We start from the raw sequence: 25,841 nt of genomic DNA, 5'->3' as shown, positions 1-25,841 counted from the left end.
CCGGGGTGGGCCAGGACCAGCAGCCGCCACTCGTCCCGCGCTAGCGAGCGGGTTTGGTACTTCAAGCCGACGCACTTCTCGGTCCGCAGGCTCCGAGGTAATGGTCAAGCTTGAAGCTCAGCTGAGCCACGTCCGCCGGCGGCCTTCAGCCCGGTCAGATGGCGTCGACGCGGAAACCGTCCATGCTTCTGACGATCCAGTCACCGACCTTAGCTGCCACTCGCCGCCCGTCCGGAGTCTCTACTGACACTGTGCCGTTACTCTCCCGGAAGGCGACGAGCTCGCTGTCGGCATGCAGGGCGCAGTTGCCTCCCCATGCCGCGTCTTCACCAGTCCATTGCATCCTACCGAACGTCGGCACGCTGCGGCTCCCTTTGATCATGGCCCGACAGCGCCATCGTCGCTCTGGTCGTTGCTCCTGCGGTAGCCGGGCGTAAAGGGAATTCCGTCTTCACCGTGCCAGACCGTGGTCAAGGCCGATCGGCAGGCCGGGCACGCCACACGCACACTGGGGGCCGTCCATATCCTGTTCCAGGGCGGCAGGTGCTTTGCGGCCTGGCTGACCTCCCAATGGGGTACGCAGCGCGGGCACTCGATAGAGCACCATGGAATTGACCGACTAGGTGGGATGAAGTCGCGCGCCGGCGGCTTGATTACGATGTAGCCGAGGCAGCCACAGACGCGTGGCCGGTGGGCGGTGCCATAAGCTCGATCGACCGAGCACACGAACCGCGTTCCGGTGAAGGCGCGGCCGCGCAGCCGATCGTCGCCGAGATCGATCGGGCCTGCCTGCCGATGGCAGTTGGGGCAGTAGATGTGGACCTCGAGGCTGTGCTTGGCGATGTCGTCGAAGGTCTGGAATGGAAAGGCGTGCATGCGCTTGAGTTAGGGAGCGGCCAAATCCGAAACATCGGCCTGCACTGACAACAAGTGGTGCGGCATGCGGGCGCGCTGCAGTGAATGCACTTGGTCGACGCTCGCGCTATGGCGCCCCAACCACCATCTTCAGCTGGTCGACCAAACGCTGCCGTCGATCGGTTCCTTGGCCACATAGCCGCCTGGCTCATAGAGGTCCGGTCGCTCGGCCTCCGACATCGTGCGCTCACCCTCGGCGAAGCGCTCTTCCTCGAGTTGTTCGATCGCGCCCTGCACCTGACGCAGCTGCCATGGCGTCAAGTCGTCTCCCTTGAACTGGAGTTTGCTAATCCTCTGAACGAGATTGCGGCGGGCGGTAACGATCGGGGTCGACATGTGTTAGCACGGGCATCGCACGGACACGCAGCAGGTGCATGCACAGCATCATGGTTGGCGGCCATAATGATGAATTCTTACGGCGGCGAGATCGAGGTGCAGCAGGTTGGTCGGGACGTTGGCAACGTCAGAAACAACAGGCCGGAACTAGTGGAGCCGAGGGTACCGAAGACGCAGAGCTATAGTCGGTCTTATCGCGCCGGCTCCCTCTGATTTGGCGGTGACTTGTTCCAGCCACCAATCTTGGCACGCGTCTTGATCAATCGAAGTACCAGTGCAGTCGCAATGACAAGAGGCGGCGCTAGACCGAGGCGCGTGATGTTGTGGGTGGTAAGCGGGTGCCCGTTTAGGAGCCAGAACAAGCCGACCGCACCGAAAAAAATATAGAGATAGTCCAGTTCCTTGACCCACTTTTCTCCGCGCCATGCCGTCAGCTTGGACATACCGCCATAAGCGAGCCAGTTGCAGAGGATTGTGTAGAGCGAGACGGCGAACGTGAATACCGTGACCACCGCAATAAACAGTGGTCGCTCATCCATCCCAAAATACAGGATCATGGCCATCACTGCTGCGGCCCAGGTCGTGTTGTTGTAGAATTGAAGGTCTCGTGTAGGGAGCGCCAATTCAACGTCCGGCGAGTCTTATAAAACACCTATTCTATTAGATTTGGCAAGACTTCGAATTTGGTGTAACGCGCTGCCCCCTGCAGGGCGCAGCGGCGCATCGTGGCGGCACCCGAGAACTGCTCAAACGATGGCGCTTGCCGACCACGGTGTCAGCAACGCACTGCTCGTGTGGGCCAATAAGCCTGCCGGGGCTGTCGGCTAAAAACCGGAGGGCAAGCTGCGCGGCGAGGCGAGCGACTGGCGCAGCATGGTCGTTGGAGACGGATTGGGCGGACGCCAAGCCACCCAGCGCTGCAGCGCCAGCGCTCTGGGATAACGCGGCAGATATGCGAGAGTGCGCAACGACTCTGCAAGAACAGCTGATACGCTCCTTGCCTCCCGCGTTGAAAGGGACGCGACGTGCCAGACTTAGTCTTGGTGGATGACGACGATCTCTATCGGGAGGTCCTTTCCGCCGACCTCGTTGACCGGGGATTTTCGGTGTCGTGCTTTGCTGATGGGCCATCTTTCCTCGATGCCCTGAACAATGGCCTGGAGGCGAAGATAGCGCTGCTCGATTGGGCCATGCCGGAAATGTCTGGGTTCGAGCTGTTGGGCACTCTGAAAGGGCAAGGCAACGGACTACCCGTCGTTTTCCTGACTGGATACTCCTTGGCCGAGCGGGAGTTGCAGGCGCTAAATCAGGGAGCAGTCGACTTCGTCGACAAATCCCGTGGCGCGGACGTGCTGGCCCATCGGCTGCAGCTTATCATCGAGGGCAGGCGCCAAAGCGACAGCACAGGCGCGACGCAAGCCCAGGTCGATGCCCAGGTCGAAGTTCATGGCGAACTCGCCCTTCATCGAGGCTCGGAGCGCGCTCTGTGGCGAGGGCAGGACGTTGGCTTAACCGTGGCCGAGTACCGGGTCGTGACGCTGCTAGTGTCAAGGAAGGGCAAGCTCCACACTTACCGCGCCATCTACGACACTGTGCACTACGCCGGATTCGTCGCCGGCAGCGGCGCGCGGGGCTACACGACAAACGTACGCTCGATGATTAAGCGGATTCGGAGAAAATGCCTGGCGGTCGATCCTGGCTTCTCAGAGATCAAGAACGTCTTGCGCGCCGGCTATTGTTGGCGCGATCCCCAGTTCTGAGGGCTGCACCACGCGCGCGCGCCTGTTTCTTTGGTTCGATGCGCCGCCACCTAGTGGTCTCCACTGAGATGTGAGAACAATGCCTTCGCCGCGAAGTGGGAACAAAGCCGCAGCTGGTAAACAAGGCGCCGGCTGGTGGCAGCTGCGAGATCAGAGTAGCTCGTCAGCCTCAGGACATTTTTTAAGGGCGGCGTCGAGACGCCCTTCACAACATCAGCTCGCCGCCGCCTGTGTTCTTCCGGTGGCCCAGAAACTTCCGCACAGCACATGCGTTTCTTGTCCCGTGTGGAAAGAAACACTGGACAAATGCCATTAACAAATTTGCCGTCGTCGAGCTGGGAGACTTCGAATAACCGCGTGATGCTTGTCGATGATGACGACCTCTATCTCGAAGCCATGATGGGAGAGTTGGAGGATCGAGGCTTCGCTGTACGTGGCTTCCTCGATGGGCCCTCCCTGCTCAAGGAGCTGGAGCATCGGTACCGGGCGGACGCCCTGCTACTGGATTGGACCTTACCCACCATGTCCGGCATCGACGTGCTGTCGGGCGTACGAGAGCGGGGAATTGACGTTCCGATTGCCTTCCTGACCGGACGAGCGCTAGTCGATCATGAGCACATTGCCTTGAAGCGTGGCGCCATCGATTTCATCGACAAGATGCGAGGTGCCGACGTTATCGCGCGGCGATTGCACCGGATGCTTCGCAGCCCGCGCAGCGCGCCCGTCACCGCCGAGCCTGAAGCACCGCGAGTTTGGGGCTCGCTCAGCCTTTGGCAGCGCAGCGCGCGCATCGAATGGCGCGGCACGGATGTCGGCCTGACGCTCACCGAGTACAAGATTATTGCTCTCTTAGTTGCCAACGTCGGCAAGCCGCTGACTTATCGGGCAATCTACGACGCCATGCACTACGCAGGCTTCATGGCCGGCTTCGGCACTGACGGCTACTTGGTAAACGTCCGCTCAGCCTTGAGGCGCATCCGTAAGAAGTTCCTGACGCTCGATCCAGCCTTTGTAGAAATCGAAAACCACGAGGGCGTTGGGTATTGCTGGCGCAGGTGACAGACTTAACTAGAACGCGCCGGTAAAAATCCACCCTTGCATTCACGAGCAGATCATCATGAACAACATCATCTGGATAGTGGGGCTAGTCGTCATCGTTCTGGCGATACTCGGTTTCTTGGGCTTCAGGTGAGAGACGCAGCGCATCCAATTGGCCAGCCACGGGGATGCCGCGGCACTACCGGCTAGATCCCTGCGTGGCTAGGGACGGGACGATGGCAAAGCTGCGAAGAGAGCCGGCGTACGCTGGGCCGCCCCGCTGGCATGGCACGTTGGGGCCGCTAGTCATTGGGCTGGGCTTAATACTGCTGACTGGCTGGGCGTTGTTCGTGTAGACAGTTCGGCGTTGGATTAGCCCTGTTGGTCGACGTGCAGCCAATCATTTTCCCGCAGACTCCGTCATTCCGAAATCCACGAAGAAGCGACGTTGTTAGAGACCAACCGATGCGCCAAGCGAGAGGCGCGAGAGGGCATCCATTTTTGCCGGCCGTAAGTACCGCTGTTTTTCTGGGTCGTGAGGTCATCGCTCCTGCTCGTAGTTGATCGGCACAACGAACGTATGGCTGTCGGCAGCAAGTTCCGGCGGTAGCGGCGCGAATGGCGAGGCCTTGCGAATGGCGTCCATGACGCCGCGGTCGAGCGGCGGGGAGCCACTGGGTTTCACAAGCGCAGAATCGATCAAATGGCCGTTGCTGGCGATTGTCAGGCGGGCGATTATAAGGCTGCCTTGGCGCTCTTCCCGCCCTGTCGGGGAGAAGCGTGCCTGCGACAGTTTGTGCACGACTTGTATCAGATAGTCTTGCTGCGCCTGATTGCGGCTATCACTAGCGGCCGTCCGCGTCAGCGGCGAGACCGCCCCGGGTCGGGTGCCGCCAGACCGGTCTGCCTCGTTCTGCTGCGATGCCCGCTTCGGCGAGGCCTGCCGTACGGGTTGCTCCGGCGGCGGGGCCTGGGGCCGATTCTGCAGCATAGAGGACCTAGCGAGCGCACTGGGTGCCGTTCGGGCAAAATCCTGGCCGCTGACCGTTGGGGGGGCGTCGACGCCCTGCAACATCGTCTCCAAGCTAGCCTGCGCGCCGGTGGGTGTGGCGGTAGCGCCGAAGTCGCGCGTTGTCAGGACGGGCGGCGCTTCGGCTGACGGCACCATGCGAGTGACACTAGGTTCAGCTGGAGTGGGCAGCGGTGCTGATGCAGCCTCCGACGGTCCTGGAGCAAGAGCAGCCGCCGAGAGTTCCGCTGCTCCCGACGGCAGCCGCTGCGCTGCCTGATCGGCGGAGGGCCGCGCTGGCACTTCAAACGGAGCCGTCGGCCGCTCGAGCGTTAGCTCGATCGCCAGTTCGCTCCAACGCTCCTGCCGAGCAACCGGCTCGGGCATTGAGGCGGCGAGCACTGTTACATGCATCAGCGCCGAGCCCATGATGGCCAGAACCGCCATTCGATGGTAGCGCCAAGTCGTAACGTCGTCCGATTCGTCGACCATAGGCGATGATCACTCCGCGCGCAGGAGGATTGGCAGGCTTCGAGCGACGGACGTTCGGGCGTAGACCGGCGTCCACACCCATCCAGCAAAATCGTTCAAGAATGTCGGACGCATCGAAACGAGTCGTGAAAACGACGGCAAAAGGGTCGGCAGCACAGGCGATCCGGCTTTCATCGTTTTGCTGCCGCGAAGACCGATATCTATGACGACTGGCAATTCTCGCAGTGTCACGTCGGTCTCCAGAATATTTGGTTACCCGGAGTAACGTTACCGAGCTGCTTTTGTTGCCATGATCAACGCAAGCTCTGTCCTGTGAAATCGCGCATCGCTGAACGGATGGAAAGTAATTCGCTTTGCCTGTGTCGTGTCGCTGGCTCGACTAGACGGGATAAAAGGCGAGCACTACACGTACTCTCGCCGTTCGAAGCATCCCATGGGTCTGTCCAAAATGAATGAGCATCGATCATTGCCGCAGGTGTCCTCGCGCTATCGGATATTGATCGTGCGCATTGTCACGTTATTGGTCGGCAGCTTTTTCTTGGTTCTTGCCAAACCGCCTTTAGCCCAGACCCGCCAATACGTCTGGTCGGACATAGACTGCCGGCAATCACGCCTCGTTGCCTGGCCCGGTTTGAAGTGCCGGGCCAGCAACGTGGTGACGAGCGACGGGAATATCGGCGTGTTCCGGCAATGGGCCGCCTTCGGCACAAGCCGCGACGGCTACTATGCCCAGCTGTTCCTTTGGGAGGGCCAGAACAGCTATTCCTATCTCTCAGCCGATGAGACAACGGCGGACTTCGTGAAGTGGGTGTTCGAGGACGGGAAGTCGATTGCGCAGGTCTCTCCGGTTGCCCGTTACAAGGATGCCGACTACGTCACGTTCACTGACGGCAAGATGGGACGGTCCTGCATGGGGTTCCGGCGCGTGGGCATGCCGCAACGCGGGGGGTACGATTCCCTGATGGGTGGCATCCTCTGCACCCCGCGAGGGAAGGCCATCGGCCAAGTCGATTTCTCCACCTTCATCGACAATGCGCGAGTTCAGCCACAGCCGCGCTGACGGCCGTCAGGCAAAGTCGGTCAGCGGCAAAGGTCGAGCGGTAAATTCTGGCTGTAGGCCGCCGTCAGGCAATCGGCGGTGCTCTTGTAGCGCGTGCGCGGAAAGTACACGGCACGCAACTGAAAGGTGGGCGCTTTCCCCTCCTGGGCCGCAGCCACGAAGCTGCTCCACGACCAGTCACCGAAGCCGGATCCCTGACCGGGTGAGCCGGAGGCTGCGCCATTCGCTGACGCGCCAGATGCGGCACTGCCTGTGGCAATCCCGATGCTGGGAGGGCCGGCTAGATTAGATGCCACCGCACTGGCGGCGCCATTGCTGCCAGCAGCACCGCCCCCCCACCAGATCCACTCGCACCCGCGCCGCTTGCGCCAGCGCCCGCGGCGCTGCCACCAGCTGCACCAGCTCCACTCGCTCCGCCACCAGCAGCACCGCCGCCGGCACCAGGGCTACCGGCGCCAGCCCCACCGCCGGCACCCGCGCCAGCGCCACCACCGGCACCAGCGCCACCACCAGCTCCGCCACCGGCACCACCGCCCGCGCTTGCCCCGGCGCCGCCAGCAGCGGCGCCTCCGCCACCGCCTGCCGCGCCGCCAGCACCACCACCGGCGCCAGCACTACCCCCGGCACCTCCACCAGCGCCGCCGGCACCACCGCCACTGCCGGCACCGCCGCCTCCAGCACCTGCGCCCGCACCGCCTCCACCGCCGTTGCCGCCACCGGCACCGCCTCCATTGCCGGCTCCGGCACCGCCGCCGGCTCCGCCGCCGGCTCCGCCGCCTGACGAGCACTGCAGAAATGGCGAAGGCGATTGAAAGTTGTCTATGAGGGTCAAATATTGTCGCTGCTGGCGAGCGGGTTGGCGCCGTTGCATCTTCCGAAGAGGCCACCGTGGGGAGCCGCCGCGGAACACCCGATTCGCCTCGGAGGTGACTTAACCTAACCACCTAGAACGGCCTGCTGCGGCTGGCCCTTAGAGGCAGCGCGAAAACAAACCGCAGTCCAGGCCTTGTGGCGGGTGCCGCATGCCACGGCGATAGCTGAGCACACCTTGGCTGGCGGAATCGGCCTCTCTCACACGCCCAGCGCATTCCGCCGCTTTACAGGCGGGGGCGAAAAAAATCGTCTTTCTCGAATAGCTCCATCGGAGCCGTCGGCGTTAATCCGCCGGTGTGGGATGGGCGGCTCGGCAATGAGCCGCCTTTGGGTGAAATGCGGTCTAGCTTTTCTTTATCAAGAAAGCGGGCGTTGGTCGGCTTGGATTTCGGCGACCAAGGTTGGGGACATGCGAAAGACAAATGAACATGTGGGCCGAAAGGGGTTGCCGGTGACCTCGGGCGAGCCGGTGCCGCATCTCATGGTTTAAGCGTCAAATTGAGCACCTTCGACGGCATCGACGTAACCGCCGCTTTCCATGCCGTTGCCAACCAAATCGTTGTGGCCAAACGTCAGCCTACGGCCTGGGAAGCGGGATGCCTTTACGCGGCGCGTTGTGAGCTTGCGATCGGCCGCGAAATGAACGCCCGACGCAGGATTCGTCTCGCGCTTTTGCCCGGCCCACACCAGGAACTGCCGGTCAGCATCATTCCCCTGCCTATGACCGAGGAGTTGCTTCAGGCTCTCGCCCTTATCTCGACGCTGAATCCGATATCGCCGCGTGGTGAACAAGACTCTGCGACTTCCGCAGATGAGGGTCCAGCACGACCCCGGGCCGATTAACCTCCACCCCGCGCTGGAATGTGGCTGAAAATCAGTGCGTCGTGCCGCCCAGCTTCGGGGTAGCAATCATCTTCTCTGCTATGTTCTTCAGATCCTCACCGAACCACCGCAGGACTTCCGGGCTTACGCTGGTATGCAGGATGACTTTCCTATCCGGCGTCACGAAAGCAAGGATAGGCGAAAGCTTGAGGCGGGATTCCTGTAACCGCCTGCAAATCAATTCGTCAGCCTCTGTTAGGATTGAGCTGATTGCAGTGGCTGGGTCCTTTCCCATGGTCCGCGAACGTCGCCCCTTGTCTATAAGTTGCCCGTGCTACGCGTGAGCCCCCGCCCTGGAGAACACATCCGCGTGAGAGCCAGCCGCGCAGCAGTGACTTCAAACGGGCTCATTGTTCGAGTTGGCGTCGAGCCGAGCCTCGCGGCAGCCAAACCACGCGTTCGCGCAGTAGTCCGCGAAATTGCGACTAGCTCTGACGGCAAATATCTCTGCGAAGTCATTAGGCTCGATCCCCGGGGTGGGCTTGCATGCCTGTGTACTGGACGATCGATTCCAAAAAGCGCCTTTTCACCGGGGTTGGCGCTGCGCCAAGATCAGGGCGCATCACGAAGAGCGACCCGTGGGCAACCATTGCGCTTGTGGGCACTGCCGACCAGACCGCGAGATTCTCCCGCCTATTGGGCGCACTCACCGCTGCCGACCGCCCATCAAGGTGTTCAACGGCCCGATAGCCGCGCAGTTGGTGGACCTACACAGATAGGCTGGCACCGCCGCGCTCTCTCGTGTTGCTTCAGGCTCCAACAGTTGCCCTCACTTCGTCACGCCCGCCTGACTAGACCTCATCGGCGCTGCAGTTAGGCGTCAATTCTAAGGTGGAATGCGGCATGGACTGCATCGCGCTGCCTTGTGCAGACAGTAATCCACGAGCGCAAGACACCTGCATGAGCGCCATCAACACTGTGGCCACTCCAAAACACAATCTGACGCGAAAATCCTAATGAAACCGTAGGGCCTCCTTGAAACGTTGCCGACCGATGTCCGAGATGGAGACAACGTTAATGAAGTGCCTACTTTCGCTCACTCTTCTGGTGAGCGCGTGCAGTTCCTCCTCGCTAACGGCGGCACCTCTCAAGAAAGGTATGAACGAGCAACAGGTCATAGAGGCCTACGACAAGCAATTGCCCGAACGGGTCGTCGAAAGAACCTGCGGCAATGAAACTCCCGCACCCTTCTCCTGCAAAATTTACATCTACGAGGGCATCTTGCGGCGCGGTCATCCGAAGCTTTCGGTGGTGTTCGAGAACGTGGGCGGAAGGTGGTTAGTTAGTCAGTGGCTTTGATGTCAGCGTTGATTCTCGCCCAGTCAGCGAACTCGAGAATTGTTTCCAGTCGAGTGGCCCAAACTTCATCGAATCACCGCGCCAGTCTGGGTGAGTAACCGTGCGATTGATTCGTCATTCTGGGCCGCCAATGTCGCAATACTTGGCTCACCAATAGGTAGGTTCAAGCCTGAGGCGTCGGCGAGGTGGCACCACTGCTTGGCTGCTTCCATGAGCATGAGTTGCGCCGGGGGCGAGGCGCTGTTTTGCGCCAAGCGCTTGCAATGAGCGGCCATCTCAAGACACTGTAAACGCGTCCGCATGCGAGCACCCCTGCTCGAAGGACCACGCGTTACACTGAAACTCTTACATCACACCCAGGCATCAGTATCGATTTCAAGCACCCGCTAGACAAGCCCAATGAGGTTGTTGAGGAGCTGAACAAAACGTACTGCTAAGGGCGTCAACTGGCCCAAAGCCTCATAGTCACTGCGTCAAGGTTCTTTGTCCGTGCTACTCGACCTTAACTGAAGGGGTTAGGCTGCCCACCCAAGTTCAGCCCACGCTCCTCCAGTTTGTCGCGAATGATGTCAATGGGCTGACGCCGATCGACTACGACTGATGCCACGCTGCGCAAGCGCGACCAAAGCTGGCTGCGACCACCAGTGAAGCGCAATAGCGGAGCACAGCATTCGGTCTCCGTTCTGTACAGCGATTCGCAGAATGCACCCTGCATCCAGGATGTCGTGGCCATCGAGCTCAATATTGAAAAACTCGAGCGTGTCCCGGCCATCCGCTGCCTCGAAGATGATGCTGGTGCCATTGACCAGGTCGCCGACTTGCATCAGGAAGCCATCAACGTAGACGGCACGCAAAGCCGTGACGCAAAGATCTGCGCTCGGCGAGTTCTCCCCAGAGCGCCACGCCGCACGACGACCGGCAGATTCGACTGGTTGCCGTCCCAACTACCCGACACGTTGCTCAAGGTGTGGCTGACCAACGCTTTGACCGGTACGAAGCCCCCAAACGCACCGCAACCTCGTCACCCGCTGCCAAAGTCTCGATCGGCCGCTAGCCCTCGCGCGTGCGGACCAGGGTGCCCCTCGCGAAGCAATTGCCGCCCCCTCCTGCATGGGTGCGGGCTCATTAGCCTCGGTACAAGGCGCAGATCTTGTTGCCAAAGGGATCGCGCAAATAGGCTAGGTATATTCTTGCCGTGCCGCCCTCGCGCCATCCGGGCGGGTCTTCAATGCTCTTGCCACCGCTCGCGCCCGCCTCGTGGAAGGCATCAACCTTTTCAACGCTGTCACAGGCGAATCCTATAGTTCCACCGTCGGCATAAGTGGCGGCATTGCCATCGATTGGCTCGGTAATTCCGAAAGTGCCGGTCGGGGTTCGATAGGATACCCGGCCTTTGGGATCAATTTTGCCTTCAGGCACGCCAAGGGCACCGAGCACAGCATCGTAGAACTTCTTGGAGAGACGAACATCGTCCGCGCCGACAAAGATGTGCGAAAACATTTCCCACCGCCTCCGTCGCTACGCCGGCGCGGCGCCGGCGACGGCTAAGGACCTTCTAAGGACCATGGAAGGCGTCAGCTGGCAGGCCGCGCCGGAACCGAACAAGCCGAGACCACCCCGGCACCCCTGATTGGGGCTACACGAAATCAGCCTCGCGGATCTCGCGGTTGATGGGTCGACGGCGTCCGATCCGGTAGCGGTGGTCCGGTGAGCGCGCGTTGAACTCCCTGGAGTTCGGCGTGGCTTTCGATGGCGAACAGGGTCACCTCGGGACTGCCGCACGCCCGGCAACTGAAAGGTCGGCCGTAGAGCGGCGACCGATCGTTTGACGTCTTCAGCGAGCGGAAGGGCACAGAGCGTCGGTGTCCGTTCGGCCAGACGGCCAGGAGCTGCAGGCCGCTGCGACCGCAGGCGACTGACCCGGGAGCATCTCGAGCAACTTCGATCATGGCGGGACGGTAGCCGTAGGCTTGCGGCAAGGACCACTCACCATTTGGCAAGCGAATGCTGGCAGTGCTGGACGTGACGGGGCCCTTAATTCGTCGGCCTGCACTGACAGCCACGGCTGCAGCATGCCGGCGCGCGCATTGCGGCCCGCTAGCAAGACCGCGCGGGCGGATGGCGTTGCTGCGTCACCCAAATGGGTGAAACACTTGGCTTATGTGTCTGATAGTCTTTTTGGGACGACGAGTGGCGTCGGATCCCATCCCCAAAACCGCCGCGCACTCAAAGGACCGCCGATTCCCACTCGGCGGTCCTTCCATTTGGGGTAGATGCGTTTGCTACCTAATGCCGGAAATCTCGCTTGGCTCGTCGAGGAATGGCGGCAGGGTTTGGCTAGCGATACTTCGCTCCTTCTCGCAGCGGCACCCGCCACCCCCACGGCGGTTGGCAACCGTGGGCATGCACGCCACGTCGAGCTGCCTTTGCCGCGGCCTCTTGGCCCACGTAGTCCGAACTGTACCTCACGAAAGCCCAGGCGAGGCCCTCGCGCACGAGAATAGCGCCCAGATCCTCTCCCCCAACTCTGCAGATGGCGACAACCCGGCCGTAGCGGTTGCGGTCCCTCAATTGGCGGACAATCGAGCGGCGTACAGTCCGTGCTTGCAGCCTGGTCGCGGCCAAACGGCCGGCAGGCCAGCCATCGGAGCACGTCTGCGCTAGCTCGGGCGCGTCGATGCCCCACGGGCGATTGTTGACCCCGCCCTGCTTGAGCGTGTCGTCGTCCGTGATGGTTTGCGCGGGCCCCTGCCCTGTCCCCGCAACCACTTGAGACCAGGCAGCGTAAATGGCTGATGGTCGACCAGAACGAAAGGGCCGCCCGTCTCCTGATGCGGGCATTGTACTATGCGACAGACGGTGAACGCCGCCGGTTGCTTCTGCCGGCCGAGTTGAATGACCTAACGATTCAGGCCATCGCATTAGCTGTCGATCGCGGCTGGATCGTGAACCGTGGCAACAGTCGTCAGGCTTACCGACGCCGGTCGGGAACTTGTCAAGCGCGGTTAAAATCACATCAACAATTCTGTCTGCGAGCTGGCTTCCTTCTACGTCCGCCACGTCGCCGCAAACGCGCAGCGCTCAGTATCGGTCATTGATTAATTGCAATACTGGAGCCACATGGCGGCAATCTCACAACGTCTAATTGCAACACAACGGCAATAAACACTCTAGGCGGCCCGTCCTTAATCAAGCGAAGGATATGCCGCCTCAGCCTTCGACGTGCTGACCGCCAGTAAGACTGAGGTAAAGGTGATTGAATGCCAAAAATGAATTGGGAAGATTTTCGGCGCGACCATCACCGTCCGCATCTCTTAGAAGTGAAACTGGAAGTAACGATATCAACCAAGCTTCTTGCAGCGAGAGCAGTCCTGGAACGTCTTGTGTTGAGTTTGGGCACGGCTGGCAACTATGCCTTCGAGACGGAAGGCACAACTGTCTATGTCGCGTTCGAAGAAGATGCCGATGCCGGGCGATTCGCGATGGTGTTCAGAACCGAGATGACCACGCGTGATTCAGAATGGGCCTCGAAGACCTTCGCGCGGCTGGACGACGCTGCCTACCGAAGGATCACAAGGCTACTCGGAGATGGCGACTGATGGCGCGGCGCGACCAGCGGCGAATGCTAGCCGCGAATGCTATCAGATCCGGATCAGGTAGTTGAGGATCATGGTCGGATGCACCACGCCGACGTTGTGCGAGTGGTCCTGGGTTATAAGAATGTTGGCGGCGTCGTTCCTAACAGGCGCCAATCCATTGGCTCCCCCGTTGTTTGTGCCTGAAAGCCGCCCGCGGCGCCCAGTGTCGTGCTGGAGATCGTGTTGAGCCGCGCCGCGCTGGAGCTGCCAATGTCATCCTTGTCTGCCGTCACGCGCCCTCGCTGAATCTGTCCAAGGTGCACTGAGCGAACCCCGAGCTTGTCGTCGAGGTGACCTACCTGACCTGGACCGAGGACAACCTGCTACACTATTCTGCACCCTCAGCGGCTTTAATCGCTCCTTGCGCGCGTGGCCTTTGCCGGGTTGCCCTACCTATTGCTGTCAAGCGAATGAGTAACCTCCACAGGGAACCTCTGCGTGACCTTGGCGTTTGTCCCGCAATCAACGTGGTGCTCACATGGCAGCACGCAAAAAGGTCGCGAAGAAAAAGACTGCTCGTCGGAAAGCCGCCAAGCGCGAACTAATCGACACTGGCACGAACAAACTATACGTCCGCCGCAACAAGCTTGGGACCTCCTTTAAGGAGGTCGAAGACGTCGGCCGGTCGCTGGCCCAAGACCGTCGTCGCAAGGCCAAGACGGTGGCGAAGCGTGGCCAAGGGGACCGAGGGGATCGCCGATGACGCTGAAGGTTCGCCGAGAACTGGGAGCGCTAAGGGCACTCGCGAAGACGAGACGCGCAGCCGCTCTGAAAGCACATCTCCATCGGATGGCGTCGGGTACCCCTACGACAAAACGCAAGGTCGGCCCAACGAAAGGGTGACGATGATGGCGAAGGCCGGTTGGTGCGATTTGCTGGCTCGCTTTTTAGAGCCTCATATTGTGGTCGCGGCGCTCCCTGATTTGACGGGCGAAGAAAGTGTTTCCAATGCGCAGTCGGCACAGCGACTGCTCGTGCGGCTAGTCAGGAAGCTGCCGACGGCGGGCGCGTTTGCCGTTACGGTCTCAAGGCAGAGTGGCAAGCGTGAAGTCTTGTGCGCTTTTGAAGAAAGCGACGACGCCGACATTGTTGCAAAGGCTGCGAAGGCGACCAAAGCCCCCGTGTCAGCTCGCGCACGGTATTCCTTCGTTCTCGATGAGAAGGCAGAGCGAAAGCTTTCAAAGATTGCAGGGCCTCCGGAGCCGCATCGACGGCCTCGCACGACACCGTATGAAGGGTGGCGAAGTTAGGCGGGCGGCAGGATTGATCCTTCGCGCCGCTGGAGAAGCAGACGATGCCAGACGATGACGCAGCCATCCTTGAAGCCGTGCTGAGCGAAATTGACGGCTTGCTACGCCGCCGCCTTGAAGGAACCCAATTAGCAGTGCCCCACTTGATCATCGCCGCGACGAAGGACGGCCAAGCCGTCCTGCGCAGCAACGTCGACCCCAACACGCTTCGGTCAATCGGCGAAGACACTATTGAAATCGCCGACGAGATCACGCGCCAGCCGACGGAAGGCGGCACGACACATTGAGCGATACGAATTCCGTGCTGGAATGTCTTTGGAACGCCGCCCGCTGTAGCGCAAGGCCCATGACGCGGAGGCATCAGGGACTAGGCGGGCATTCTTAGAAGCAGCAGCCCACTGGCGACGCTTCGCCGAACAGGCGACGGCGAACGACAACGATCCGAAAGCGTGGACCTCAAACTGAGCTGTGGCATCTGATCTTTTTGAACTGAGTGTAGCTCCGCACCCCTAGCAATTGACTGTGTACGGGCCTGTTCGCCCATCGCTGCAGCTTGCCCACGCCGGCGCGCGGTGTGAGCTGGTGCCCGTTTCATTTCGGCCTGACGGCGCGGCTACCAAGGCACCACTGCAACTCGCCAAGTGTCGCTTCGTTGATGCCAACGCAGGCGGTGTGCTCGTGACCCGAAAGGCGCAAGGCCCCACTGGAGGTACGATGACCGAAGAAACACCCGCAGCCCAGGCTGTCGCCGGCCTTGCACTGTCATCCTCGTTGATGGAAGCGCTGATGAAGCGGGGCGTGATCGATAAGGCGGGCGCCGAGACGATCATCCGAGATGCTGCCAGCTACGTCGCCGCGTTCTGCACTGACGCTGCCCCTGAGGTCGAGCAGGAAGCGCTGCGCATCTTGAAGTTGGTCGGCAGCACCGAACAAAATGTGGCAGTGGCTCAGTCGATGCCGCTGCCAGTCGCGGATCCAGCCAGTTCCTGAGTTTACCCTATATACGGCGTTGCCTCCGCTGGGGTTGCGCGAGCACTGACTAAAGCGAAAACCCGCCGACTGCCTTTCAGCCGATCAGGCGGCCTCGACGTGGAAGCCATCGACGCTCTTGACGATCCCAATCCCCGACCTTAGCGGCCACCCGCCGCCCTCTCAACTGAGACTGTGCCGTTACTCTCCCGAAAAGCGACAAGCTCGCTGTCGGCGTGCAAAGCGCAGATCGCCTCCCATGCCTTGTCGTCACCAGTCCATCGCACCCTACCGAGCGTCGACATCGTTTGGCTCCCTCAGTCTGGGCGGGCGGCCCGAGGCTCGCCTGGCTCATAGAGGTCAGGTCGCTCGGCCTCCGACATCGTGCGTTCGCCCTCGGCAAAGCGCTCTTCTTCGAGTTGCTCAATTGCGCCCTGCACCTGTCGCAGCTGCCAGGACGTCAGGCTGGTCTCGCCTCCCTTGAGCAGCAGTTTGTTGATCCTCTGGACTAGGTTGCGCCGTGCGGTGACGATGGGGGTAGACATGACACCTTGTTAGCTCAGGCGTCGTGCGGACTTGCAGCATTGCTGGCGAGATGCCAGCCGCGATGGCCAAAACCAGACTGGGCTGACCTTTCATGAGTTGTTCGACAAGCGTTGACGTCTAGCTAGCGGATTATTCTTGAACTAGCATTAAAGGGCCAAGCACGCGTGCATGGATGAACCGCCCAGTCGCGCGCACCCGCCTAATTCTCCGGCCCGGCAGGTCTTCTTTGACGCACGACAACTGGCAGGACGCTGCCGCCGACATTGAACAGACAACTGCGGCGGCTACCGAGCGACAGTACCGGCTCGCAGCAGTTGCCGGGATCGCATTGCCCAGAGACATGCTACAGCTAGTTGCGGCCGCCAAGTTGCAAACCGCTCTTGGAGCCGACGTTGGTTCGGCGGATGAGGCGGAAGTAGGCGAAGTCCAGGACGATATGATAACGTCGCTACAGACACCGACCTTGCGGATTTACAACGCCCGCCGAAAACAAAAGCGGAAGCGAGCGCATGGATCGACTATCTTTACCTTAAGCGCCGGCAAGATGCGATCGACTACCGGCGCTTGGTCGAACAGCTCGCCGCGGTGATTGCTGCCGCATAGCGACCGGTAGGACCGTAGTCACGATGGCAGCCGAGGCTTTAACCGTGGCACGTTTGACCCATGACAAATGGCGTTCGAACCGTCGAGAAAGTACTCACCGAGGCTGATGTCCTCATTCGCTTCCGCCTGAAGGAGGTCGGTCTGGACCTGCCGCATTTGGTCATCGCAGCGACGCCCGACGGCGAGGTCGTTCTGCGCAGCAACGTCGACCCGGACGTGTTGCGGTCTTTCAGCGAGGATTTGAAGAATATCGCTGATGAGTTGGAAGCATCACCGAGGCGAGACAACCAGGCCCACTAACGTTCTGCCAACCACTGGGCACAGCGCCGCCAACGCCGTCCTGAGCGGGCACCAGTTCAATGACGCTGGTGCGGATCCTCGGCGGGCGCCCCGTCGGGCTCGATCCGATCGACCGCGTGGCCCCAGCGCTCGACGTGACTGAGCTGGTGCCGGAGCACGGTCACCGGAAGGTCGGGCCCCTCCCGGCACCGCAGGCCGAGCATTTCCATGTCTTCTGCTTGTGCATTGGGCTAACTTGGCAACGACAAGTCCCGCCTTCCACAGGCTGTCGATAATTCTAATTCGTCTCCATTTACAGGCACTTAAAGCCCAGTCTTTCAAAATCCTGATTGTCGAGCGGTGTTCTGGACACTGTAAGGGTTTCGCCAACGCTTCGGGGGATCGATGAGGTCATCGAACGTCTTGCACTATGCCGTGGCGGTTCTTGCCCTCGCGGCGATGGGCTGCACAAGCCCCACTTCGCCGCCTGACAGCGCCGCCGTGCCGACCGGGGCGGCCGCGCCCGAGTATGTGATCGGCCCCGGCGATGGCCTCGACGTCTTTGTCTATCTCTCCCCCGAGCTCAGCACACAAAATCTACCGGTGCGGCCAGACGGGCGCATCTCGCTGCCTTTGGTACCCGACATTGTCGCCGCCGGCCGCTCGCCCACCCAGCTGGCCACCGACATCACGGCGCGGCTGCGGCCCTATGTGCTCGACCCAAATGTCACGGTCATGGTGCGCACATTCGTCGGCTCCGCGGCGCACCAGGTGCGCATCATCGGCGAGGCCACCCAGCCGCGCACCATGCCCTATCGCGAGGGCATGACCTTGGTCGACGCCGTGATCGAGGCACGCGGCCTGACCCGCTATGCCGCCGGCAACCGTACCGAGATCATTCGCCGTGACGCCGCCGACGCGCCACCGCGCAAGCTGCGCGTCCGCCTGGACGACCTGATGCGCGGCGGCGACATTAGCCAGGACGTGCCACTTCGCCCGGGCGATACCATCGTGATTCCGCAGGGCTGGTTCTGAAGGATGGCTGCAATCGACCTCGTCCGACGTTGGAGGGGACGACACAGCTGGTGCTGCTTACCGACCTTGGCCGCGTCCTTGTCGAGCGCCAGATGCCTCAACGAACTTCGTCCAGGGCTACGTCATCGCAATCGAGATCGAGCCGCTGCTGTGTTCCTGGCGTGGCTTGCCGTGCGCCTGTGGCAGGTTCTCGCCTCAAGGTCGGTGCAGGCGACGTAGCCGACGGGCTGTAAGAGACGACGGCACTACCGGTCGAGCGGCTGCGACGCCTGACGATGAACAGCTCTTTTGGAGCGACGGGCAGTCTCGCGACCAGCCCGCCGCTCCTGCGCATGTAGGTCCCACACCCACACGGCAGAGCAGACCACGATCCCTAACTCACACACTCTGGCCCGCCACGGCGTTATGATTTTTAGTGCCGGCCGAAATCAGGCGAGAGGATTACATTTCTCTTACGAGATGGGGCCGCGCAAAGGCGGTGGCCGTTGAGCCCATCTGACCCCATCAGCGGCAACCTTTCGTATAGATGGAGAGGCGGTGCTGCGTTCTCATATTATAGGCGGGCCTCGCGGCGCCCACACTGCCGCGAGCCGCTAGCGGAGCCTCGGTGCGCTTTCCACATCTGCGCGCCGGGGCTGCCTTAGCGAGGGTCGCTCTCGACAAAACCCGGCCAGCGCCCGAGACCAAGCCTCCCGGGGCACCCGTCGGCGAATTGACGCCCTGGTGGCTCAGTGCTCAGGATCGAGCCACCGGTAGCCCACGTTGCGCACGTTCCTGATCGCCAAGAAGCTGGGTCGACCGCCAGGAATTTCTTGCGGATCCGCTTCACCATCGAGCGGACGTTTGTGGTGTGACCGTGCTCGCCGCTGCCGGCGACGAAGCCTTCATAGTGCGCCAGGTCGTAGATGGCTCGGTAGGTTTGGAGACTGCCTTTGTGCGACACCAGCACCGCCACGATCTTGTATTCCGTCATGGCGACGTCCTGTCCCTGCCACAGGGCACGCGCCGCCTGCCGATCCAGGGCGAGGTCACCATGACGCTCGATTTCGGGCATCGGCGCGGCAGGAGGCTGGCGCAGCCGCTCCTCGAGGGGTCGCCTGACCCGCCCGCCAGCAACCGCTGTACGAGTCGAAACGTCGACTTCAGCGCAAGAAACCACGCAACTGGGTTTCGCGGTCAATACAGGCGCAAAAGTCTGGCGTCTGAGGCGCAAGCCCATTCCGCGCGCAAACCTCCTGCGCGTCGACGGTGAGGCGGGCGACGTCACGTGCAAGCATCGGCTCGCCCCATTCAACGGCACGGGTCGCATGCACAAGACAGTCTTCATAGACTTCGCTGCGTGGGATGACGCCGTGCTCGCGACAGATGCGCTGCGCGTGGCTCTGTGCGGAGACCGGCGGGACTGGAGGCCGGAAGGCCACGAAGGCGCCCAAGATCAGAACACTGCCAGCGTAATCGCCGCGTGCGCCCGACTGTTGGTCATCGCATCCGGCTCCCGCGATCAGCTGCACGGGAAACGCTGCGCCGCGAGGCGAGGTTGCTCAATGGCCGATACTAAAGGGCTCACCAGAGTCAAAAACTGACTCACTGGAGCGTTTCGCCGGGCTAGCTAGCCCCCCGAGTCCAGCCAGAGGCCAAAACGCTGTACGAGTCTAAAACGGCCTCAGCGTCGATATCGCGGTAGCTCGCGAATATGCATTGACCCAAGATAGCTAGGACGATGCCGACCCACACCGCCGACGATGCCAGCCAAATTTTCAAAAGCTCTCGGTGGAGCAGCGCGCGCTATTTTGAAGGTGTTGCTGTTAACCGCTGTTGAGCTTCGCGCGAAAAGTTGTTTGGCATTGAACCATGCCCTCGCTGTTCGGTAGTTCCCGCCTCGCGGCTGGATCCAGATCAGCCGAATAGGTCTACCTATGCCAGAGCGGCCAGTGAGAGTCGCCCGCGCCGTCGTGCGGGACGTGCAGCTAGGCGCGAGTGCGGGTTAGATTTCAAACCACGGGCCGAACCCGGCTGCGGGAGCATTTCCGCGAATTGGATGAGGGTGTGTAGCTGTCCCTACTGAATACGACGTCCGGCGGTATTGATGGTGCAGCCCGCCGAGGATCGGCCGAGCAAGAGCTGACCAAACGGTTGGCCGACGGCCCGGCGAATCCTTGCTCAGAGACAGATGCGTTCGCAGTTCGTTGTAATAGCCGGCGTAGGCCGCAAGGATCCGGCGCAGATGGCTCGGCGAAGACGACGATGTGATCGAGACATTCCCGGCGGATCGAGCCGATCAACCTCTCTGCATGACCGTTCTGCCACGGTGACCTCGGGGCGATCGGGTGATCGTCGTATACCCATGGCTGCAAGTCGCTTCGTGACAGCACGACCGGTAAAGACAACGAGCGGACCGAAGCGTGCCGCGATCAGCGCTCGGGCAGCTACGATCACAAGCTGCAGACCAAGGCCGGCGAGGTGAAGCTGAAGGTACCGAAGCTGCGCGGGCAGACCTTCGAGACGGCGATCATCGAGCGCTATCGGCGACGGGAGAGCTCGGTAGGGGAAGCGCTGATCGAGATGTACCTGGCCAGGGTGTCGGTGCGGCGCGTCGAAGACATCACCGAGGCGCTGTGAGGCACCCGGGTCAGCGCCGGCACTTGTCGAACCTCAACCAGAAGATCTACGGCCAGATCGAGGCGTGGCGGCAGCAGCCGATCGGTCAATGGCGAGGGCAATCGCGAGATCCTCGGCATCGTCGAGGGCGCCAAGGAGGACAAGGCGGGCTGGAGCGGCTTTCCAAGCCACCTCAAGCAACGCGGCCTGCAGGGTGTCGAGCTGATCATCTCCGATGCCTGCATGGGGTTGGTTGCGGGCGCCGCCGAGTTCTTTCCCCAAGCGCGCTGCTGCATTTGGACCGCAACGTCTTCAGCCATGTGCCGGCCGGCAAGCTGCGCGAGGTCGCGCTGATGCTCAAAGCCATCCACGCCCAGGAAGACCTTCGAGCTGCCCAGCGCAAGGTGGCTGAGGTCGTGTCTCGGCTCCACAGCATGAGGCTTGGCAAGGCAGCCGAGCTGGTCGAGACGGCCGTGCCCGAGACCCTGGCGTACTACGCCTTCCCCGAAGAGCACTGGCGCCGCATCCGCACCAACAATCCGCTCGCGCGCATCATGCGCGAGATTCGAAGGCGGACCCGCGTGGTCGGCGCTTTCCCCGACGGCAACTCGGCTCTCAATCTCGCCGCCGCCAGGTTGCGGCACATCGCCGGCACGCGCTGGTCAACCAAACGGTATCTGAACATGAAGCTGCTCAAGCAGCGCAACGCTTTGACCGCTTAATCGGAGTGAGGCTACCGACCAAAGTGCGAAAGATTCTGGACACTACCGTTCTTGGTGGCGCTTCGGCCGGCTATCGAACCAACTACGCCGCCTTTTCCTCAAACGGTTCCGAAGAGAGTACGAGGGCCTGCGGCGGCGCCCGAGGCGCTGCCGCAGTCGACGGCCGCATCCGTCGCGCGACCCGCAGTCAGGCTCTTATCTAGCTGCTAGCGAACGCCCAGCCCTCATTCGTCAGGATAACGAGCCTGGCGTCGTCGACGTGCTGCTCCACCAGTCCGGCGGTGACGACGTCTGAGACAACTTGCTCGAGCTGGCCGCCCTTGATACCAGTGCGCGCACCGATCGCACTGACGCGCCGCCACGACGCCGGATTGCGCCGGCTGGCATCATAAAGTGCCGTGACGAACTTCGTCGCCAGCGTGAGGCGGTCAAGATCCATCGCCGCCATTTTAGACGCGGCGCACAGTGAGGATTCTTCACCTCTGTGGCAGTTTGTTGGGCTTGCCGGACCGCTCCTGCAGTCGGATGCGGCCCCGGCGCGCCGCGGGCGGCGGATCGACGTTCTTCGCCAGTGGCACCACTTTTTGAACCTTGGGAGTTCGTTTCGATCAAACGCCTGTGACGCCAAGTCAGAAGCCGTCTCGTGGCTCACGCTCCTGCATTGTCGGTCTCAAAGGGACGCCCACGTTAGCCAAACTGTGACACTCTTTAAGCGGGAAGCGAGCCCTTCAATTAGCTCTCGAGCGATGTCGGAGACCAGATCTCAATGGCGTAGCCGGTTTTAATCAACTCGCTTGCTCGGATGACTGCGCTTTTGAAGCTCATAAAGCTTTCGGCCACGGAATTGCCGGCCACAGGGTGATGTCCCTGCAACAAATACTGGCCCCGGACTGAAGCAATCGGCGATGCAGAACCCTGAATCAATTCAATCAAGCTCATGAGATCTCCCACACAAAGGCATTTGCTTAGGTGGTTCACGCGAACCACTAACGTCCTGCCTTCCCCACCGCGACAACTTGCATTAAGACTGAGGGTACTGGCAAGGCAAACCTTGCTCACTATTCGGTGAATACGGCACCGCCTTCACCCACGTGCCTGTCGCTCAGCCGGACCGTCTCGCCCCGGTTGACCGGTAAGGGCGCGTTGTTCGCCGGTAATGGCGGTATGAGCAGCGGGGCTACCGGAAATAGGGCTCGCCCTGGTGGCCCGGTCAAACGTGCGCAGTCGGACGCCTCATTGTCAGTACCTCTCCTAGGCCCAGGCCGTGATTGACGCGCGCGCCGATACTCTCGGGTAGACGCAAACCTTCTTCATTCGAAGAGTACTGGCTGGCGTCCAAGGCTTGGCAGAGCAAGGGCCTGCCGCTCGCCACTGCTCGAGCCTTGGAGAATGCCTTTGTATTGGAGGATTGATTCCAAGGAGCGCCTTTCATCGGGGTTGGTGAGGTGAAGTCTCCTTGGCCAACGCTATGTCTCTGTTAGAGGCGCTGGCGGGCGCAAAGGCGCTGTCTTACCGCAAGCTGTTTGATGGGCGATACTTGATGAGAAGCAGAGCCAAGGCTTAATAAGATAGCGGGCCCGCCCGAGCCGCATCGAGGGCCGCGCATATCGCCATACCAACTTTTTCAGTCATATAACCGGCCGAATGGAACGCGGTTGATGCTTGAGCGTTTGCCGCCATGGCACGTCTTCTGAGCGCTTTCGAACTCGAAATACTTCGCAAGCTGGCGCACGGCGAGCCGGTATTAGTGCCGCCGCGACTGCGGCTTGGTCTTGAGATGGCGGGTGTCATTCGAGAGGGAGCCCAAGGGATTGCGATAACGGATCACGGGCGACGCCTGGCCAACCGGAAGGCGTCACAGGCCAATCTCGACACCGTGCCGACAGACAAGGTTGCCTTCGACAGGCGCGGCCGGCGAATGCCCCTCAAGCGCAGGTCGGTTTTCTGAAACCGCTCGCGCAAAGGAACCAGAGCGTCTCACCTGGACGGGTTCCCTACCCCGCACTCCTTAGGGTCCTCCTTAGCCTCGCTCTGGCGGGCAATTTCTTCATCTTTGATCCCTAACGTTGCCCTCCATTGCTCGACCTGGGGCGATGGCCCTGCCGGAGCCGGAATCGTCCGCGGCCTTTCAGACTATCAAGCAGCGTCGATGTGGAAGCCGTCGGTGGTCCTGACGATCCAATCACCGACCTTCGCGGCCACCCGCCACCCGTCCGGCGTCTCGATTGAGACTGTGTCGTTACTCTCCCGGAAAGCGACGAGCTCACTATCGGCGTGTAGGTCGCAGATCGCCTCCCAGGCCGTGTCGTCCCCAGTCCATTGCACCTTACCGAACTTCGGCACGCTGCGGCTCCCTTTGATCATGGCTGGACAACGCCATTTGTCGCTCTGTTCGCTGCTCGTGCGGTAGCCGCCGATTGCTATTGCCTTAGTGATGGCCGGCCGGGAATCGATCCCCAAGTTGCCGTACGATTGATGCTCGCTGGGCTGCTGCTCGGGATCGTGCACGACCGCAAGCTCTTGCGCGAGGCTCACGTCAACATCGCCATCCGCTGGTTCATCGGCTACGCCCTGCGTGAGGCGCTTCCCGACCACTCCAGCCTGACACGAATCCGGCAGCGATGGGGCGCCGAGCGCTTCTGCAAGATCTTCAGGCAGACGGTCGAGGCCTGTCTCAAGGCGAAGATCGCCATCGCCGAGGTCGTCCACATCGACGCTTCGCTCATCCGCGCCAACGTGAGCTGGGACAGTCTCGTCGAACGACACGTGGAAGAGGTACTCGACGAGAATGCTGCAGAATCGGAGATCGACAACAAGAAGAACGGGCCCCAAAGCGGCAAATACAAGAAGATCTGCTTCACCGATCCAGACGCCACTATGGCGACGAACTCCCGCAATCGGCGGCTCGAGCCGGCATACAAGCAACACACAGCTGTCGACGACAAGGTGGGTGTCATCCTCGACGTCGAGGTCACGACTGGGCAGACCAATGAGGGAGACATCATCGAGCCGCAGGTCGACGAGGTAGGCCGGACCACAGGCATTCGTCCCAAAGCGGTGACTGCCGATGCCGGCTATGCCTACGCCAAAGTCTACGCCGCATTCGAGAAGCGCGGCATCGATGCCGTCATCCCCGCCAAGGCAAAACCGGTCCGCTCGCGCGTTCTCTTGCGGCGCTTCCGCTACGACCCCAAGAACGTCATTCTGAAATGCCCGAAGGGGCGCATTCTGCGTCCCAAACGGCCTCTGAAGTACGGCCGGTTCTTCCACTCCAGGGCCAAGGAGTGCGCTCGCTGTCCGCTCAAGGCGGATTGCCTCTCTAAAGGGCGCGCCAACAAGGCTGTCGTCGTCGGTGACGACTATCCAGCTTTGCTTCGCGCCCGGCGCCGCCGAGAACGCTGGAGTGCGGAGGATCGGCGTCTTGATCAGCGCCACCGCTGGCGCTCGAGGGCTTCGACGGCGAAGCCGAGTCGTGGCAGGGCTTGGCCCGCGCCATCAGGCGCGGCCTCGCGAATATGAAGATCCAGGCCTATCTGACCGCAGCAGTCGTCAACCTCAAGCGGCTGGCGGCGGCCCTTTACGCTTTTATCTTAACCCGCATCGCACTCGGCCCCTCTGCGCCGACTAACAGAGCACATTCGGGTTCGAAGATATTCGCAACGTAGCAACTCCACTTAAACAGGGCATAGTCGACATCGCGGCGGGCTTCTTCAACGACCCCATCGTCCACCTGATCGCCACAGCCTGAGCTTCGTGTCGTGGCAGGATCGCAAGCAGTTGATGCCGGCGCTGCGAGCCATCTATCGCGCCGAGACCGCCGACGTGGCCGAGCTGCGGCTGGGCGATTTCGAAGCCGTGTGGGGCAAGAAGTACCCCGCGATCGGCCCGGCCTGGCGGCGCGCCTGGAACGAGGTTACCCCGTTCTTCGCCTATCCGCCGCAGATCCGGAAGATGATCTATACCACCAACGCCATCGAGAGGCTGCATCGAGGCTTGCGCAAGATCATCAAGACCAGAGGCGCCTTCCCCTCGGACGAGGCGGCCATGAAGTTGCTCTACCTGGCGCTGAGGAACCTCGGCGTGCACTGGAAGCCTGCCATCGAATGGCGAGCTGCTTACGCGCAGTTCACCATCTTCTTCCCGGAGCGATTGCCAACTACTATCCGCTGACGATCAACCCTCTATGGATCGCTCGCACACAGGTTATCTGACACTCTCGGCATGCTCGGCCGGCTGCTCGCGTGGCGACAGTCCACAATCATCCAATCAATGTGCTGTAGCCATCCGCAACCTGTATTTGAGTACATCACCGTCACAAAATCGCTGCTAGCAGTGTTTGAGGCCGCATAGCGCTATCGATGCTAGAGTCCGCCGCCCCTGGCGTTCTGCGCCCGCCACTCCCAAGCAGGCTGACAGCCATGTGCATGCACGCCCAGCCGATCGGCCTTCGCCTTCGCCTTCGCCTTAGCCTTAGCCTTAGCCTTAGCCTTAGCCTTAGCCTTAGCCTTAGCCTTAGCCTTAGCCTTAGCCTTAGCCT

31 protein-coding genes and 2 pseudogenes are annotated in these 25,841 nt (G+C 61.3%); 17 read left to right on the top strand and 16 right to left on the bottom strand.

Features of this window, described 5'->3' with window-relative positions; translation table 11 throughout:
- Nucleotides 1-378: 378 nt before the first annotated feature.
- The 3 genes from RSO01_RS47840 to RSO01_RS36875 all read right to left on the bottom strand — a co-directional run bounded on the left by RSO01_RS47840 (nucleotide 379) and on the right by RSO01_RS36875 (nucleotide 1,814).
- Nucleotides 379-876: a hypothetical protein gene (locus tag RSO01_RS47840; protein ID WP_170303645.1), complete on the bottom strand. Its 498-nt coding sequence runs from the start codon at nucleotides 874-876 to the stop codon at nucleotides 379-381.
- A gap of 129 nt (nucleotides 877-1,005) precedes the next feature.
- Nucleotides 1,006-1,251, bottom strand: coding sequence for a hypothetical protein (locus RSO01_RS36880; RefSeq protein WP_147155607.1), 246 nt, complete (start codon nucleotides 1,249-1,251; stop codon nucleotides 1,006-1,008).
- A gap of 191 nt (nucleotides 1,252-1,442) precedes the next feature.
- Entirely contained in the window at nucleotides 1,443-1,814 is a 372-nt protein-coding gene (locus RSO01_RS36875; RefSeq protein WP_147155606.1) for a hypothetical protein, read from the bottom strand.
- A gap of 480 nt (nucleotides 1,815-2,294) precedes the next feature.
- On the opposite strand from RSO01_RS36875, the gene RSO01_RS36870 reads away from it, so the two are divergent.
- Complete coding sequence (locus RSO01_RS36870) at nucleotides 2,295-3,011, top strand: response regulator transcription factor (protein WP_170303644.1); 717 nt, start codon at nucleotides 2,295-2,297, stop codon at nucleotides 3,009-3,011.
- 360 nt (nucleotides 3,012-3,371) lie between these two features.
- Nucleotides 3,372-4,070 carry a response regulator transcription factor gene (locus RSO01_RS36865; RefSeq protein WP_170303643.1) on the top strand — a complete coding sequence of 233 codons (699 nt, stop codon included), beginning with the start codon at nucleotides 3,372-3,374 and terminating at the stop codon, nucleotides 4,068-4,070.
- Nucleotides 4,071-4,590: 520 nt separating this feature from the next.
- On the opposite strand, the gene RSO01_RS36860 is transcribed toward RSO01_RS36865, so the two are convergent.
- A complete protein-coding gene (locus tag RSO01_RS36860; protein WP_147155603.1) occupies nucleotides 4,591-5,550 on the bottom strand; it encodes an energy transducer TonB family protein in 960 nt (319 codons plus the stop codon).
- A gap of 433 nt (nucleotides 5,551-5,983) precedes the next feature.
- On the opposite strand from RSO01_RS36860, the gene RSO01_RS36855 reads away from it, so the two are divergent.
- Nucleotides 5,984-6,610 carry a hypothetical protein gene (locus tag RSO01_RS36855; protein ID WP_147155602.1) on the top strand — a complete coding sequence of 209 codons (627 nt, stop codon included), beginning with the start codon at nucleotides 5,984-5,986 and terminating at the stop codon, nucleotides 6,608-6,610.
- Between the two features lie 20 nt (nucleotides 6,611-6,630).
- Here the strand turns inward: RSO01_RS36855 and RSO01_RS47835 are convergent, their stop codons facing one another.
- Together RSO01_RS47835 and RSO01_RS47830 are read right to left on the bottom strand one after the other, a co-directional pair.
- Nucleotides 6,631-6,768: a hypothetical protein gene (locus tag RSO01_RS47835; protein WP_170303642.1), complete on the bottom strand. Its 138-nt coding sequence runs from the start codon at nucleotides 6,766-6,768 to the stop codon at nucleotides 6,631-6,633.
- 127 nt (nucleotides 6,769-6,895) lie between these two features.
- On the bottom strand, nucleotides 6,896-7,342 hold the full coding sequence (locus RSO01_RS47830; protein ID WP_170303641.1) for a hypothetical protein: 447 nt from the start codon (nucleotides 7,340-7,342) through the stop codon (nucleotides 6,896-6,898).
- A gap of 639 nt (nucleotides 7,343-7,981) precedes the next feature.
- Between RSO01_RS47830 and RSO01_RS36845 the strand changes: the two genes are divergently transcribed.
- Nucleotides 7,982-8,326 (top strand): hypothetical protein, encoded by a 345-nt coding sequence (locus RSO01_RS36845; protein WP_147155601.1) that lies wholly within the window; start codon nucleotides 7,982-7,984, stop codon nucleotides 8,324-8,326.
- 1,137 nt (nucleotides 8,327-9,463) lie between these two features.
- Entirely contained in the window at nucleotides 9,464-9,664 is a 201-nt protein-coding gene (locus RSO01_RS36840; RefSeq protein ID WP_147155600.1) for a hypothetical protein, read from the top strand.
- A gap of 569 nt (nucleotides 9,665-10,233) precedes the next feature.
- Here RSO01_RS36840 and RSO01_RS36835 read toward each other — a convergent pair.
- The 3 genes from RSO01_RS36835 to RSO01_RS50055 form a co-directional block, all read right to left on the bottom strand.
- A complete protein-coding gene (locus tag RSO01_RS36835) occupies nucleotides 10,234-10,488 on the bottom strand; it encodes a hypothetical protein (RefSeq protein WP_147155599.1) in 255 nt (84 codons plus the stop codon).
- A 301-nt stretch (nucleotides 10,489-10,789) separates the two neighbouring features.
- The gene (locus RSO01_RS36830; RefSeq protein ID WP_147155598.1) at nucleotides 10,790-11,164 is read right to left on the bottom strand and encodes a VOC family protein; all 375 of its coding nucleotides are present in this window, start codon (nucleotides 11,162-11,164) and stop codon (nucleotides 10,790-10,792) included.
- 837 nt (nucleotides 11,165-12,001) lie between these two features.
- Nucleotides 12,002-12,505, bottom strand: a complete 504-nt coding sequence (locus RSO01_RS50055) for a thermonuclease family protein (protein WP_373867976.1) — start codon at nucleotides 12,503-12,505, stop codon at nucleotides 12,002-12,004.
- A gap of 428 nt (nucleotides 12,506-12,933) precedes the next feature.
- On the opposite strand from RSO01_RS50055, the gene RSO01_RS36820 reads away from it, so the two are divergent.
- From RSO01_RS36820 to RSO01_RS36800, 5 genes are all read left to right on the top strand, one after another.
- On the top strand, nucleotides 12,934-13,263 hold the full coding sequence (locus RSO01_RS36820; RefSeq protein WP_147155596.1) for a hypothetical protein: 330 nt from the start codon (nucleotides 12,934-12,936) through the stop codon (nucleotides 13,261-13,263).
- 517 nt (nucleotides 13,264-13,780) lie between these two features.
- Nucleotides 13,781-14,005 (top strand): hypothetical protein, encoded by a 225-nt coding sequence (locus RSO01_RS49165; RefSeq protein WP_147155595.1) that lies wholly within the window; start codon nucleotides 13,781-13,783, stop codon nucleotides 14,003-14,005.
- Nucleotides 13,974-14,552: a hypothetical protein gene (locus RSO01_RS36810; protein WP_170303639.1), complete on the top strand. Its 579-nt coding sequence runs from the start codon at nucleotides 13,974-13,976 to the stop codon at nucleotides 14,550-14,552. The genes RSO01_RS49165 and RSO01_RS36810 overlap by 32 nt, the downstream gene beginning before the upstream one ends.
- Before the next feature lie 44 nt (nucleotides 14,553-14,596).
- Nucleotides 14,597-14,839: a hypothetical protein gene (locus RSO01_RS36805; protein ID WP_147155593.1), complete on the top strand. Its 243-nt coding sequence runs from the start codon at nucleotides 14,597-14,599 to the stop codon at nucleotides 14,837-14,839.
- Between the two features lie 427 nt (nucleotides 14,840-15,266).
- The gene (locus RSO01_RS36800) at nucleotides 15,267-15,542 is read left to right on the top strand and encodes a hypothetical protein (RefSeq protein ID WP_147155592.1); all 276 of its coding nucleotides are present in this window, start codon (nucleotides 15,267-15,269) and stop codon (nucleotides 15,540-15,542) included.
- Between the two features lie 296 nt (nucleotides 15,543-15,838).
- Here the strand turns inward: RSO01_RS36800 and RSO01_RS36795 are convergent, their stop codons facing one another.
- Entirely contained in the window at nucleotides 15,839-16,066 is a 228-nt protein-coding gene (locus RSO01_RS36795; protein WP_147155591.1) for a hypothetical protein, read from the bottom strand.
- A 664-nt stretch (nucleotides 16,067-16,730) separates the two neighbouring features.
- On the opposite strand from RSO01_RS36795, the gene RSO01_RS36790 reads away from it, so the two are divergent.
- Nucleotides 16,731-16,970: a hypothetical protein gene (locus RSO01_RS36790; protein WP_147155590.1), complete on the top strand. Its 240-nt coding sequence runs from the start codon at nucleotides 16,731-16,733 to the stop codon at nucleotides 16,968-16,970.
- 384 nt (nucleotides 16,971-17,354) lie between these two features.
- Nucleotides 17,355-17,984: an XrtA/PEP-CTERM system exopolysaccharide export protein gene (locus RSO01_RS36785; protein ID WP_147155589.1), complete on the top strand. Its 630-nt coding sequence runs from the start codon at nucleotides 17,355-17,357 to the stop codon at nucleotides 17,982-17,984.
- A 640-nt stretch (nucleotides 17,985-18,624) separates the two neighbouring features.
- Here the strand turns inward: RSO01_RS36785 and RSO01_RS36780 are convergent.
- From RSO01_RS36780 to RSO01_RS50050, 3 genes are all read right to left on the bottom strand, one after another.
- On the bottom strand, nucleotides 18,625-19,038 hold the full coding sequence (locus RSO01_RS36780) for a response regulator transcription factor (protein WP_147155588.1): 414 nt from the start codon (nucleotides 19,036-19,038) through the stop codon (nucleotides 18,625-18,627).
- An 88-nt stretch (nucleotides 19,039-19,126) separates the two neighbouring features.
- Entirely contained in the window at nucleotides 19,127-19,495 is a 369-nt protein-coding gene (locus RSO01_RS36775) for a hypothetical protein (RefSeq protein WP_147155587.1), read from the bottom strand.
- 480 nt (nucleotides 19,496-19,975) lie between these two features.
- Nucleotides 19,976-20,356 carry an integrase core domain-containing protein gene (locus RSO01_RS50050; protein WP_373867979.1) on the bottom strand — a complete coding sequence of 127 codons (381 nt, stop codon included), beginning with the start codon at nucleotides 20,354-20,356 and terminating at the stop codon, nucleotides 19,976-19,978.
- 67 nt (nucleotides 20,357-20,423) lie between these two features.
- Between RSO01_RS50050 and RSO01_RS50045 the strand changes: the two genes are divergently transcribed.
- The gene (locus RSO01_RS50045) at nucleotides 20,424-20,603 is read left to right on the top strand and encodes a transposase (RefSeq protein ID WP_373867978.1); all 180 of its coding nucleotides are present in this window, start codon (nucleotides 20,424-20,426) and stop codon (nucleotides 20,601-20,603) included.
- A gap of 108 nt (nucleotides 20,604-20,711) precedes the next feature.
- Nucleotides 20,712-21,304 (top strand): annotated as a pseudogene (locus RSO01_RS50040) (transposase).
- Nucleotides 21,305-21,503: 199 nt separating this feature from the next.
- Here RSO01_RS50040 and RSO01_RS36760 read toward each other — a convergent pair.
- Together RSO01_RS36760 and RSO01_RS36755 are read right to left on the bottom strand one after the other, a co-directional pair.
- Nucleotides 21,504-21,743, bottom strand: coding sequence for a hypothetical protein (locus tag RSO01_RS36760; protein ID WP_170303638.1), 240 nt, complete (start codon nucleotides 21,741-21,743; stop codon nucleotides 21,504-21,506).
- A 293-nt stretch (nucleotides 21,744-22,036) separates the two neighbouring features.
- Nucleotides 22,037-22,243 carry a hypothetical protein gene (locus tag RSO01_RS36755; RefSeq protein ID WP_147155585.1) on the bottom strand — a complete coding sequence of 69 codons (207 nt, stop codon included), beginning with the start codon at nucleotides 22,241-22,243 and terminating at the stop codon, nucleotides 22,037-22,039.
- A gap of 739 nt (nucleotides 22,244-22,982) precedes the next feature.
- Here RSO01_RS36755 and RSO01_RS36750 point away from each other — a divergent pair.
- Complete coding sequence (locus tag RSO01_RS36750; protein ID WP_147155584.1) at nucleotides 22,983-23,252, top strand: hypothetical protein; 270 nt, start codon at nucleotides 22,983-22,985, stop codon at nucleotides 23,250-23,252.
- A 188-nt stretch (nucleotides 23,253-23,440) separates the two neighbouring features.
- Here the strand turns inward: RSO01_RS36750 and RSO01_RS47820 are convergent, their stop codons facing one another.
- Complete coding sequence (locus RSO01_RS47820; RefSeq protein ID WP_170303636.1) at nucleotides 23,441-23,812, bottom strand: hypothetical protein; 372 nt, start codon at nucleotides 23,810-23,812, stop codon at nucleotides 23,441-23,443.
- Between RSO01_RS47820 and RSO01_RS36745 the strand changes: the two are divergent.
- A pseudogene (locus tag RSO01_RS36745) lies at nucleotides 23,705-24,912 on the top strand (transposase); the annotation flags it as partial. The gene RSO01_RS47820 and the pseudogene RSO01_RS36745 overlap by 108 nt on opposite strands.
- 136 nt (nucleotides 24,913-25,048) lie before the next feature.
- Complete coding sequence (locus RSO01_RS36740; RefSeq protein WP_373867977.1) at nucleotides 25,049-25,474, top strand: transposase; 426 nt, start codon at nucleotides 25,049-25,051, stop codon at nucleotides 25,472-25,474.
- The last annotated feature ends 367 nt before the right edge of the window (nucleotides 25,475-25,841 follow it).

Source organism: Reyranella soli (genome assembly GCF_007992495.1).
GTDB classification, from domain to species: Bacteria; Pseudomonadota; Alphaproteobacteria; order Reyranellales; family Reyranellaceae; genus Reyranella; species Reyranella soli.
This window is presented reverse-complemented; position numbering and strand designations above follow the sequence as displayed.